The sequence below is a fragment of the Ureibacillus endophyticus genome (assembly GCF_003628435.1).
GTDB lineage: Bacteria > Bacillota > Bacilli > Bacillales_A > Planococcaceae > Ureibacillus > Ureibacillus endophyticus.
This window is the reverse complement of the sequence record NZ_RBZN01000065.1, coordinates 1-12,111: the sequence shown is the minus strand read 5'-3', so window position 1 is coordinate 12,111 and position 12,111 is coordinate 1. Positions and strand designations below refer to the sequence as shown.

Annotated in this window: 10 protein-coding genes and 1 pseudogene; 2 read left to right on the top strand and 9 right to left on the bottom strand. The window is 35.2% G+C overall.

The window, feature by feature from the left end; translation table 11 throughout:
• Positions 1 to 150: 150 nt before the first annotated feature.
• From D8M03_RS16240 to D8M03_RS16225, 4 genes are all read right to left on the bottom strand, one after another.
• Positions 151 to 1,206, bottom strand: a complete 1,056-nt coding sequence (locus D8M03_RS16240) for an Mrp/NBP35 family ATP-binding protein (protein ID WP_121215843.1) — start codon at positions 1,204 to 1,206, stop codon at positions 151 to 153.
• A gap of 259 nt (positions 1,207 to 1,465) precedes the next feature.
• A complete protein-coding gene (cwlD, locus tag D8M03_RS16235) occupies positions 1,466 to 2,179 on the bottom strand; it encodes an N-acetylmuramoyl-L-alanine amidase CwlD (protein ID WP_121215842.1) in 714 nt (237 codons plus the stop codon).
• A 171-nt stretch (positions 2,180 to 2,350) separates the two neighbouring features.
• Complete coding sequence (locus tag D8M03_RS16230) at positions 2,351 to 4,156, bottom strand: ABC transporter ATP-binding protein (RefSeq protein WP_121215841.1); 1,806 nt, start codon at positions 4,154 to 4,156, stop codon at positions 2,351 to 2,353.
• Positions 4,149 to 5,888 carry an ABC transporter ATP-binding protein gene (locus D8M03_RS16225; protein ID WP_121215840.1) on the bottom strand — a complete coding sequence of 580 codons (1,740 nt, stop codon included), beginning with the start codon at positions 5,886 to 5,888 and terminating at the stop codon, positions 4,149 to 4,151. The genes D8M03_RS16230 and D8M03_RS16225 overlap by 8 nt, the downstream gene beginning before the upstream one ends.
• Positions 5,889 to 6,050: 162 nt before the next feature.
• Between D8M03_RS16225 and D8M03_RS16220 the strand changes: the two genes are divergently transcribed.
• Positions 6,051 to 6,908: a carbon-nitrogen hydrolase family protein gene (locus tag D8M03_RS16220; RefSeq protein WP_121215839.1), complete on the top strand. Its 858-nt coding sequence runs from the start codon at positions 6,051 to 6,053 to the stop codon at positions 6,906 to 6,908.
• A gap of 22 nt (positions 6,909 to 6,930) precedes the next feature.
• On the top strand, positions 6,931 to 7,596 hold the full coding sequence (locus tag D8M03_RS16215; RefSeq protein WP_121215838.1) for a GNAT family N-acetyltransferase: 666 nt from the start codon (positions 6,931 to 6,933) through the stop codon (positions 7,594 to 7,596).
• Positions 7,597 to 7,637: 41 nt separating this feature from the next.
• On the opposite strand, the gene D8M03_RS16210 is transcribed toward D8M03_RS16215, so the two are convergent.
• From D8M03_RS16210 to D8M03_RS16190, 5 genes and pseudogenes are all read right to left on the bottom strand, one after another.
• A complete protein-coding gene (locus D8M03_RS16210; protein ID WP_121215845.1) occupies positions 7,638 to 9,248 on the bottom strand; it encodes a DUF4179 domain-containing protein in 1,611 nt (536 codons plus the stop codon).
• Entirely contained in the window at positions 9,229 to 9,789 is a 561-nt protein-coding gene (locus tag D8M03_RS16205; RefSeq protein ID WP_121215837.1) for an RNA polymerase sigma factor, read from the bottom strand. The genes D8M03_RS16210 and D8M03_RS16205 overlap by 20 nt, the downstream gene beginning before the upstream one ends.
• A 153-nt stretch (positions 9,790 to 9,942) precedes the next feature.
• Positions 9,943 to 10,368: an SRPBCC family protein gene (locus D8M03_RS16200; RefSeq protein ID WP_121215836.1), complete on the bottom strand. Its 426-nt coding sequence runs from the start codon at positions 10,366 to 10,368 to the stop codon at positions 9,943 to 9,945.
• Between the two features lie 11 nt (positions 10,369 to 10,379).
• Entirely contained in the window at positions 10,380 to 11,444 is a 1,065-nt protein-coding gene (locus tag D8M03_RS16195) for a PQQ-dependent sugar dehydrogenase (RefSeq protein ID WP_245987655.1), read from the bottom strand.
• 328 nt (positions 11,445 to 11,772) lie between these two features.
• Positions 11,773 to 11,988: pseudogene (locus D8M03_RS16190) on the bottom strand (alpha/beta-type small acid-soluble spore protein); the annotation flags it as partial.
• Between the last annotated feature and the right edge of the window lie 123 nt (positions 11,989 to 12,111).

Below are 12,111 nucleotides of genomic sequence, written 5' to 3'. Positions count from 1 at the left end.
TTTGAAATCATTTGAATAAGTATTGTTTTTTCTGGACATAGAAAAATCCCCTCTAAATAGACTGTTAGCTACAGATTACCGTAGCCTTTTTTACATTGTCTACTTAAAGGGGATAATATCACCCAACTGTAGGGAAACACCTCTTTTTTATTAAGATAATTTGTCGATTACTTTTTGTGCAATACTTAAATAAATTTGACCTGTTGGATGGTCTTCTTCATAAATCGAAGGTGCAAAATCTTCATTTGTCCAATCAGGTTGTCCTAAAGGAACTTGTCCTAATAAATCAGTTCTTAATTCATCAGCAAGTTTAGGGCCGCCTCCTTGTCCGAAGACAAACTCTTTTTCCCCTGTTAATTTAGACTCAAACCAAGACATATTTTCAACTACACCTAAAATATCGTGATTTGTTTGTAGTGCCATCGCACCCGCGCGAGCAGCAACAAAAGCAGCAGTTGGGTGTGGTGTGGTTACAATAACTTCTTTTGAAGATGGTAACATTTGATGAATATCAAGGGCAACGTCACCTGTTCCAGGAGGTAAGTCTAGCAATAGGTAATCAATATCTCCCCATTCAACATCACGGAAGAATTGGTCTAACACTTTACCTAGCATTGGCCCACGCCAAACAATTGGTGCGTTATTTTCCACAAAGAATCCCATCGAAATAACTTTTACCCCTTTACGTTCTACAGGGTAAATTCTTTCTCCTCTAACGACGGGCATATCTTGAATACCCATCATATCCGGAACACTAAATCCATAAATATCAGCATCTATTAAGCCCACTTTTTTACCAAGGCGAGCAAGTGCTACTGCTAAATTGACAGATACTGTTGATTTACCAACGCCACCTTTACCAGAAGCAATCGCTATAAATTGAACTGTTGAAAGTGGAGATAGTAAATCATGAACTTCTGATTCTGTAGCTTGGCCACGGAAGCTTTCTAGAACTTCTGGTGCTAGTTCTTCAAAGCGAATCCCTACTGTTGAGGCACCAGCTTCTTTTAACAATTCAACGATTTTCATTTGTAATTGCATTTGTTCTGGTGTGTTTGTTTTAGCAATCGCTATTTTAACACTAACGTGATTTTTTTCTTCTTTAATGGATACGTTTGTAATCGCATTCGTTTCAGCAAACGATCTATGTAAAAAAGGATCTTCTAATTGACTTAAAGCGTCGCGGACTTTTTGTTCGTTTATCACTTGAAACACTCCCCATTATTTACTTCCAACTTTAGTATAACACAGTGGTAATTGAATGCTTTAATGAAAGATTTCATTACTATATAGTTTAAATATTATCTTATTAAACGCTAATTTCATATTACCTCATGTAATTATTCTATATACATGTAAAACTAATCATCAAAAAATAAGACCATAGATTTTTCCGAAAATATCGGATTAATCTATAGTCGTTGTTAAGTTAAATAAAAAATTATGCGAATAATTTCAAACTTAATTATTGAAACTCTAAATTTACATAGCTTTCAATTCCATCAACAATGGCTTTTGCCATTTTTTCCTGATAGTCTTTGCTTGATAAAAGCTCACGTTCTTCCGGATTACTTAAAAATCCAGTTTCAACTAAAATAGCAGGTACTTCCGTTTTCTTTAAAAGGTAAATTTGCTTAATTGCCATCGCTTCACGATTAGTATTTTGCAATGTATCTTTAATGGAAGCTTGTACTGATTTCGCTAACAATTCACTATTTGCATGTCCATCTTTATGATAAAAAACTTGCGCACCACGCCATTTCTCTTCAGGGATTGCATTCGCATGGATTGTGACAAAAATATCCGGTTCTTTCGATTTCACAAGATTTGCTCTCAAGAAAATGTCTTCCTTTTTTCTTTCCCTTAATGTAGCGAATTCTTCACTTGGAGCATGCTCTTCTAATACATCACCATCCGTAGTACGTGTCATGATAACTTCTGCACCCATACGTTTCAGTTGACGTTCGACTTTTTGTGCAATCGCTAAAGTAACGTCTTTTTCAATGACATTACCAGATGAAGCACCACCATCAATTCCACCATGACCAGCATCCAACACGATTTTTACCCCACCCAATGGTTCAGGTAAAAAGAAACTTCGATCGGAAGCGCTTGTCTCATAAACAACAACAAGTAAACAACATAACAAAATAACCCCTAGAGCGATCCATCGCTTCAAAACTATTACACCGCCTTTAGCAACCTTTTGCACTACTATACGCAAAATAGTGGACTAGTATGCGTAATGTAAAAACAAATATATGAAACTAAACTTAATATCCTATATTGGATAAAACTATGAAAAATATAAAACTGTCCACTCAATTAAGAATGGACAGTTCCAAATATTTTATACCACATGCAATTGATTTTGAAGGTTGGCATAAAATCCGTTTTTGCTCATTAAACTACCATGATTACCTTGTTCAAGAATTTCACCGTCTTTAATGACTAAAATTTGATCGGCGTTTTCAATTGTTTTTAGACGATGGGCAATAACAAAGCTAGTTCGCCCTTTCATTAGGTTATTAAGCCCTTTTTGTATGTGTACTTCCGTCATTGTATCTACACTAGATGTCGCTTCATCTAATATTAAAATATCTGGGTCTTCTAGGATCGCCCGCGCAATGGCAATTAACTGACGCTGACCTTGACTTAGATTCATCCCACCTGAAACTAACATTGTGTCATATCCTTGAGGTAAATATTTAATAAAATTATGGGCATAAGCAATTTTTGCCGCTTGTTCTACTTGCTCATCTGTTGCACTCAATTTTCCATACCGTATATTTTCACGTACTGTACCTGAGAATAAATAGGTTTCTTGTAAAACAACACCGATATGATTTCGTAAATTTTCTAACTGATAAGATGTGATATTTTCACCATCAATTAGTATTTCACCTTGCTTTGCATCATAAAATCGGTTTAGTAATTGGATAATCGTTGTTTTACCCGAACCAGTTGGCCCAACTAGCGCAACAGTCTCCCCAGCTTTCGCATGGAATGAAATATCTTTCAGAACTGGCTTATTTTCGTTGTAGTAAAAACCAACCGAACGAAATGCAACATCACCATCGTATCGATCTTTTACAATTGCATTCGGTACGTCTTTTACTTCTTCTTGTTCATCTAATATTTCAAATACACGTTCAGCACCCGCGATGGCTGATTGGAATGTATTAAGCAAGTTAGCCAACTGGTTAATTGGGCGGAAAAATTGTCTTGAATAGGTGACAAATGAAGCGATAACCCCTACCGTTACTAGACCGTTTACAGATAACAATGCCCCACTCCCAATAATGAACCCGATACCTATATTATTCATAAAGTTATTGATGGGAGGTAAGTAACCTGAAACCATCTCTGCCTTTAAAGCAGAAGTGCGCAATCGTTCATTGGTTTCTTTAAATTTCGCAATTGTCTCCTCTTCTTTACCGAATAACGTAATGATGTTGGCATTTGAAATGGTTTCCTCTATATATCCGTTTAACTCACCTAGATCACGTTGTCTTGCTTTGTAGTTCACGCTACTTCTTTTAATAATTTTTTTCGTTGCATAAACAACAAGAGGGATGATGATAAGTGACACAATAGCCAATATCCAATTTAAATAAAACATCGCAATAGCAGTTCCGATAATTGTAAAAAGGGATGTCACAATTTGAATGACACTTTGAGAAAGCGCTAAATGTAAATTATCAACATCGTTTGTCATACGGCTCATTAAATCCCCTTGTTGACGTTTATCAAAAACAAAAAGAGGAAGCATATGAATTTTCTCAAAAAGCTCTTTTCGTAGTCGTTGAATCGTTTTTAATGAAACACGCACCATCACAAATGTCTGTAACCATGAAAAGAGGGACGACCCTAAATAAATAGCCGCAAGTATGATAAGCATCCTTACTGTACCGGATAAATCCCCCGGAATGATATATTCATCAATAATAACCCCTATAAACAATGGACCTAACAAGTTGAGAACGGAAGAGACTATAACAAATAATGTCGCAAATATGATGCCTGTTCGTTGCATTCGAAGGTAACTCCAAATGCGACTTAACGTTGCTTTTTGATTTTTCGGTTTTACAGCAGGGCCGCTAAAACCATGTCCACGTTCTAAGCCTGTTCTTGTAGACTTTGCTTCATTACTCATTGAGTACTCCTCCTTTCTCCATTTGCGTTTCAACCATTTCTTTATAGTGTTCGGAAGTTTTAAGTAATTGTTGGTGTGTTCCAGATGCAATTAAATACCCATCATCAATGACAAGGATTTGATCGGCATCTTTAATAGATGATACTTTTGATGAAATGATAAACTTTGTACTATTCGGAAAGTTTGTTGCAATTGCTTGTTGAATTTTCTTTTCAGAAATCGCATCTACTGCTGAAGTGGTATCATCTAAAATTAAAATGGATGGCTTTCTAACAAAAGCTCTCGCCATGGCTAATCGTTGCTTTTGACCACCTGATAAATTTGTTGCTCCTTGCGTTAACACATGTTGCTCTTTATCAGGTAATTTCTCTACAAATTCCGCAGCACATGAAGCTTCAAGTGCCTCGATGATTTCATTCAAACTCGCATCTGATTTTCCGTACTTTAAGTTTTCTTCAATTGACATAGAGAATAAAGCAGCTTTTTGTGGTGCATAACCAATGGATTGTCTTAAATTTTGCAAATCAATATGTTTAATTGATTGGTTATCAACTAAAATTTCTCCTGAATCCACATCAAAAATCCGAGGAAGCAATTTCATGATGGTTGATTTCCCACTACCCGTCATTCCAATAATCCCAATTGTTTCACCAGCTTTTGCGTGAAATGAGATATTTTTTAATACTGGTTCCCCTTGTTTCGTATATGAGAAACTCACATCTTTAAATTGTACTTCTCCTCGAATGCTTATTTTTATCGAATTATCTGGATTTAAAATTTCATTTGGTTCTTCTAAGACCGTAACAATTCGTTCTGCACTTGGAATTGCACGTGCAATTTGTATTAAGACATTACTTGAACTCATTAAACCATTCATAATCATCATTAGATAATTGATGAAGGCTAAAATAACGCCAACATCCATCGTGTTATTGTCAACTTTAATTGCCCCAATCCAAAGTGCATAAACTAAACCCATATTCACAATTAAGGCGGTTAATGGCATAAGTACTGCTACTACTTGTTCTGCTGTAATATTGCGCTTTGTTAATAGGCCGTTCACTTCAAGAAATTGCTTTACCTGGTGGTTTTTTCGATTGAATGCCTTAATCACTCGGATACCAGCTAAATTTTCCTGTACTTTTGTATTCATTACGTCTACGGCAAGTTGTACTTTTCTGAAGAATTTCCCCGTTAATTGTGTTAACACAATCACACTAATAGCAAGTAACGGTACTACATATAAAAGTACAGAAAACAATTCTCGGGCTGTTATGTAAACAAAAATAATGGCCCCAATAAACATTAATGGACCTCGAACGAAAACTTTAAGCATCATAATAACTGCACGTTGTAAAGTTTCTACGTCCATTGTTAAATTAGTAATTAATTTTCCTAGTGTAAAATGATCTTTATTGCGCTCCGAGAAATGAGTTATTGTCTCATACAAGTCTTGTCGAATGTCAGTAGCAAAGTTAACAGCCGTTTTTGTCGCATAAATAGAGCAACCAACTCCACCTATTAACGCCATAAATGCAGCTAAAATCATTAATACAAACATGCTAATGATGTACTTTTCATCACCATTTGCAATTCCATTGTCGATGATTTTTTGTAATATTGTCGGTTGAACTAAATCCATTACTACCTCAAGAATCATCATTGATGGAGCAAGTATGGCAAAGAAAATGTATGGATTTAAGTATTTTCTAAGCTTCCACGCAGCCTTCATTCATTGCACCTCATGTTCTTTCTATCTGTTAGAAATACTACTCTTATTAAATTTATTTCTCAATAGATAATTGAGAATTACTTTCATGAAGCCTTTGTTTTCTCTCACCAAAGTCGTGTATGCTACTATAAAGAAAATACTAAAATTAGGGGGATTTTTGCTATGAAATTACGAGTTTCAGCTATTCAATATCATTTACATACCATTGAATCTTTTGAGGATTTTGCTCTGCAATGCGAACATTACTTAAAAGCTGCTTTAGAATTTGATTCAGAATTTATTTTATACCCTGAGTTTTTTACGACTCAATTGCTTTCAATTAAAGGAGATAATGGAGAAACATTAACAATTAATGACTTACCTTCCTTTACAGAACAATATCATAATTTATTTATTACTTTAGCAAAGAAATATAATGTTCATATTATTGCGGGCACTCATGTAGTTGAAGTGCAGGGCAAATTACGAAATAGAGCCCATCTATTTTATCCAAATGGCAAAATTGGAACACAAGATAAAATCCACATTACCCCAACAGAAGTGAATGAGTGGAATATGTCTCGTGGTGAAGGACTAAACATTTTTGAAACAGAAAAAGGAAAAATTGCGATTCTTACTTGTTACGATATTGAATTCCCTGAAATCGTTCGCATGGCAAAAGCGCGCGGTGCAGATGTTATCTTCTGTCCATCTTGTACTGACGACCGTCATGGTTTCCACCGTGTACGCTATACGAGTCACGCCCGCGCAATCGAAAACCAAGTCTATGTAGTACTTACCGGAACTGTTGGTGCATTACCAACTGTTGACTTTATGCGTGCAAACTTTGGGCAAGCAGCAATTATCACACCAAACGATGTTCCATTCCCACCTAAAGGATTATTAGCTGAAGGTGAAATTAATAATGATATGCTTGTTACCGCGGACCTTGATTTAGAACTTTTATATGAAGTACGTGAAAAAGGATCTGTTACAACTTGGCGTGATAGACGAGTAGATTTATATACTGATTGGGAATAGATCATCTGAGAGGAGTTTTACTATGTACCGCAGCGAGCAACTGTTGTTTGACCAAGGTAAACCCGTTCCTATTGTGATTCGAAACTATAGTAAAGCCGATTTCGATGACTTAATCGAAATACAATCTGAATGTTTCCCTCCCCCATTTCCACAAGAGTTATGGTGGAATAAGAAACAATTGTTAAACCATGTTACACTTTTTCCAGAAGGAGCATTATGCATCGAGATAGATGGTAAGGTTGTTAGTTCCTTAACGGGATTATGTGTACAATTTAATCCCACACATCCTAATCATACTTGGGCTGAAGCAACTGACAATGGCTATATTACAAACCATGATCCAAGCGGCAATACCCTATATATTGTTGATATAAGTGTCCGTCCTAGTTACCGTTCACTTGGACTCGGCAAAATCATGATGCAAGCAATGTATCATGTTGTAGTCAATAAAGGATTAGACCGATTACTCGGTGGTGGACGTATACCTGGATATCATAAACACGCAGCAAATATGACTGCAAATGAATATGTACAAAAGGTCGTAAAAGGTGAATTGCATGATTCAGTGATTTCATTTTTATTACGTTGCGGAAGATTGCCCATCGCAGTTGTTGAAAATTACTTAGATGATGAGGAATCCCGAAATTATGGGGTTCTGATGGAGTGGAAAAATCCTTTCAAAAAGTAGATTAAAACGAGTAGCAAGATTCCCCTCGCTACTCGTTTAACTTATTTATTTAATTGTACCTTCCATACATCCTTTAATTCCTCATACCGTGTTACAGCAACTGCATATAAAGTAAACTCTGATGGCACTTCTTTAATGTCTTGGATTTCAAGAACAGTCTTTGTCTTATAAAGTCCATCTGCATTCTTTTCATCTAAAATTTCACTAGAACCATTCACTTCATAAGCTTTCCCTTTCTCATCTACCATCACCCAAGATATAATCTGTGATGCCTTCGCTCCTCTACCGCCTTCCATCTCAATGATTAAACTCTTCTCATTTTTTATTGGAGTCATTGAACTTTCAAGGGAAATATTATTATCTATTTTTACATCTTTAATTGCTATACGATTACCTTCAAATTCAAAATCCGGTAATTGATTAGGATTTACTTTAATAGAAAAATCAGAAGGGACTGTTTTAAATACACCATCTAATACAAAGGTTAACTTTTCTTGTTTTTTAGATGGGACAAATGAATCATTCCACATAATATGGCCAGTTTCTGACTTCCACTTACCTGTTGATTGGAGTCCTCCTTCTAAGATTGGATGTCCTTTTCCTTCAATAAATCCATTATGGGTAAACACGGACTCCCCACTTTCATTTACAATACGGTAGCCAAGGTAAGTATCGTAACTACCTTCATTTATTAAATTCTTTCCAATCTTTTGGCTTAAGACATCCAATTGCTCCTCAACCTTGTTCATTTCTTCCTTAGCAAAAGATGTTTCATAATGTAATTCAGATGACGTAGGTGCAATTTTCAATTCACCTAACTTTACATTTACTCCGCCTACAGAATACATTTCATCTTGTAATGCATAAGTCTTCGTATGTTTGCGTTTCTCCTTTAAGTCAATTGGCAGTTCTAATTGCCAATTCCCTTTGACGCCATCTAGCTCTGTTAAATTAAATTTAACAGTAATTGCTTCTAATGTTGGATGTTCTCTTAAGGAATATTCTAGTAATGCATACCCATCTTCCTGTGTAAAACTACTATCCAATTGTTCTAACTTTTTACCATTGTGATCATACAACGTAATATCATTTCCACTATTTGGATCATAATGATTTAATATAGGATTTTTTGCAATGCCTTTACTATTTAATACTTGATACGATAACGCGATGCGCGATGTATCAGCAATTACATCTTCAACCTTAAATGTTAATCCCTTGTCTGTAACAGATAAGTCGAGTCTCTCACCTAGCCCTGCTTCATTGGCCATTTTCAACCCTTCATCTACAACTTGTTTTCCAAAGATTCCTCCGATTAACTCAGCGAAACTTGGACTAAAGGTAGTGGAAACTCCTAAGGCAAGAGCAACACCTGCAGCTGTAATTAGCACACGATTCCAGACACGTTTTTTCGGTTTAACTTTTTCTGGTTTATATGGCTCTAACTGCTCTAATATAGTAGCGGCAAAGTCATCCGGTAACGTTGGTGATTTTAATGTTTCCTGTAAAAAGTTATTTTCCTCTTCTAGCATCGTAACGATTTGTCTACACATTTCACAATTAGCTAAATGGTCTTCAATTTGTTTATTTTCTTGTTCCGTTAATAGTTTATCTACATATTGAGAAAGTTGATCAGCCTTCACACAGTTCATAAAAATAGCCCCCTTGTTTTACTGTCATTCGCATTTTTTTCTTTGCTCGATGGAGTTTATTACGAACATCTGAAATTGAAATTGTCAATAATTCACTGATTTCTTGATAAGAGAGTTCATTGACGAAGCGTAGTAAAATAATTAGTCGCTCATCTTCTGGTAACATAGCGATTAGCTTTTCTAATTGACGACTTTTTTCTTTTTTTAAAAATACGATTTCAGGATTGTTGGGATTGATCACTTGCTCATCATCTATTTCAACCTGTTTCATTTGGTAACTCTTTTTGCGAAACTCATCCATACAATAGTTGATTGCCACTCGGTAAAGCCAACTTGAAAAAGATCCCTTGTTGTCATATTTTCCGAGCTGTTGGTAAACCTTTATAAAAATTTCTTGTACGAAATCTTGTGCTGTTTGAGGGTTTTTTGTCATTCGTAATACAAGGGCATATAACTGATTTTTATATTGATCAATGATTTGTGCATAGGCTTGTTTATTTCCTGCCAATACACTTTCAATCAATTCTAGTTCCTGTGTCATAATAACCTCCTTAAATAAACGTCCATGCGCATGAGGCGTTTTCATGTATTCATCTACTATAACGGATTTTGTTGCTAAAAAATTTCACCATAATGGAAAATTTTTTAAATTAAAAACCCTAAACAACAAGAATTGTTCAGGGCTGATTGAAAATTATTTAACTAATGCACTTCTAAGTTGGGTAATACCAAATTCTAAATATGCCTTTAAACAAGTCATCATATAGACCCAACCTTCTTTATTATCGATTAATTGCTCTAAAAGGTCTGGGTCGTTGTCTTGAAAACCTTCTTCTGTAATTTCAATAATTGTATGTGATGGCGCTTGTTCGATTAATTCGATAGTAACGATATGATTTGTTTCATCATCAAATACAATTTTTTGATTAGGGACAACTTGTAATATTCTTATCTGTCCCTCATAGTCATATTCTTCATATCTCAGGGTAATTGTTTTCCCTTGTTCCCATCGTTCTGAACTAGATGAAAACCAAAAGTGACCGATTTTTGCTGGATCCACAAACGCTTCAAATACTTCACTTGCAGATTTAAAGATGCTCATTTTTGTAATGTTCTTCATTGTTCATCTCCTTAATGAATGTCCGAAATTGAAATTCGGTATAGCTTATCGTCTTTTTCTTGAGGATTTCCACGGCCATCCCTGTTATTGCTTATAAAGTAAAGGTCGTTTCCATCAATAAATACATCTCGGATTCTTCCTAGACCTGAAATGACTTGTTTTACTTCTTTATTATCAAGGTTAAATTCGTAGACTCCCGCGCCCCGTAATGCTGCAACATACAATTTACCATTATTCTGATCCATACCAGAAGGGGCCCAAGTTGTATTGCTTCCTGAAGTAAAGATTGGCGTAACCATACCTTCTCTCGTTTCATTACCTTCTATTATTGGCCAACCATAATTCTTGCCCGCTTCAATTTTGTTTATTTCATCATTTGCGTTATTCCCATGTTCACTTGCATAAAGCGTTCCATCATCTAACCATGTTAACCCTTGTGGATTACGGTGCCCATAGCTATAAATGTACGAATTAGAGAAAGGATTATCATTTGGAATCGTACCATCTAAATTCATTCTTAAAATTTTTCCACCTAACGAATTTAAGTCTTGTGCAAGAGAGGATTGCAGTGCATCTCCTGCTGTTGCATAAAGTTTACCATCTGGTCCAATTGCAAGTCTGCCCCCATGATGGAATCGTCCACTTGGGATTTTGTCGAGTAGTAATTGGTCTTCCATCCAAACATTATTTTCTAATTTCAACGTTACAATTCGATTAAATTGTCCAGAATTATCTTCATATGTGTAATAGGTATAGGCGCGATTAGTTTGTTGAAAATCTGGATCGAGTACAAATCCTAATAACCCTGCCTCTGCAGCTGTCGATAAGTCCTTTTTTAGTTCAACTCGCTGACGTTCTTGCATATCCCCTTCCACCTTTACAATACTTCCAACTCTTTCAGATAAATAATAGGTACTTCCTGATTTTTGAATGGACCATGGGATTTCTAAGTTTTCAGCAATTACTTCAATTTGATTTTCTGAAATTCTGCTCACTTGAACCACTTCAGTTTGTTTATGATTGCAGGCAATTAAAATAAAAATTAATACAATTAGTAACATGAAAAACTTTTTCAAACTATCCACTACTTTCAAATGATTATTAAACCCATTATTGCCAATTTCAATTTAATTAAAAAGCTGCACGAAAATTGTTCTGAACCAACCAACACCATTTATATAACATTTTAAAAACGAGTAACCAAATCAAGTTACAATTCCATCTAAAAATTTCTAAATTTATTAACTACCTAATATACATAACACTTTTAAAACGACAGTAACTATCAACTTTATATATATTGTATCAACAACTTCAATTATTAAATATTTTCCATTTTAAAAAATAGACAATAATAAAAACCCTCAAAGCATGTGCTTCGAGAGCTTTTAAAAATTATAACTACTATTTATTCTTTAAATTTTCTTGCGCCATCCTTACTAGTTCCTTCACCATATTTCCACCTAAACGTCCCCCAACTTTACCTGCTTCTTCTGAGGTAAGCTTTCCATTATATCCTTCTTTTAAAGGCACACCAATCTCTTCTGCGATTTCATATTTTGCTTGTTCTGGATTCGTTGTACCTGCAACTTTTGCCTTCAATTGATCAAGACCTTGCCTAGTGTAAACGCTAGAATAAAGTTGACAGTTTTCGCTTGATTAGATTTTACACTTTTGCTCTATCAGCCTAAAACTTTAGTAAAATAGTTTGTGATGTTATTTTACTGGAGGTTAGGATTTTGG

Coding starts and splice junctions, on each gene's coding strand:
- D8M03_RS16210 (WP_121215845.1), bottom strand. CDS start 9,248: ATGAACTGTGTGAAGGCTGATCAACTTTCTCAATATGTAGATAAACTA.
- D8M03_RS16230 (WP_121215841.1), bottom strand. CDS start 4,156: ATGAGTAATGAAGCAAAGTCTACAAGAACAGGCTTAGAACGTGGACAT.
- D8M03_RS16200 (WP_121215836.1), bottom strand. CDS start 10,368: ATGAAGAACATTACAAAAATGAGCATCTTTAAATCTGCAAGTGAAGTA.
- D8M03_RS16220 (WP_121215839.1), top strand. CDS start 6,051: ATGAAATTACGAGTTTCAGCTATTCAATATCATTTACATACCATTGAA.
- D8M03_RS16205 (WP_121215837.1), bottom strand. CDS start 9,789: ATGACACAGGAACTAGAATTGATTGAAAGTGTATTGGCAGGAAATAAA.
- D8M03_RS16225 (WP_121215840.1), bottom strand. CDS start 5,888: ATGAAGGCTGCGTGGAAGCTTAGAAAATACTTAAATCCATACATTTTC.
- D8M03_RS16215 (WP_121215838.1), top strand. CDS start 6,931: ATGTACCGCAGCGAGCAACTGTTGTTTGACCAAGGTAAACCCGTTCCT.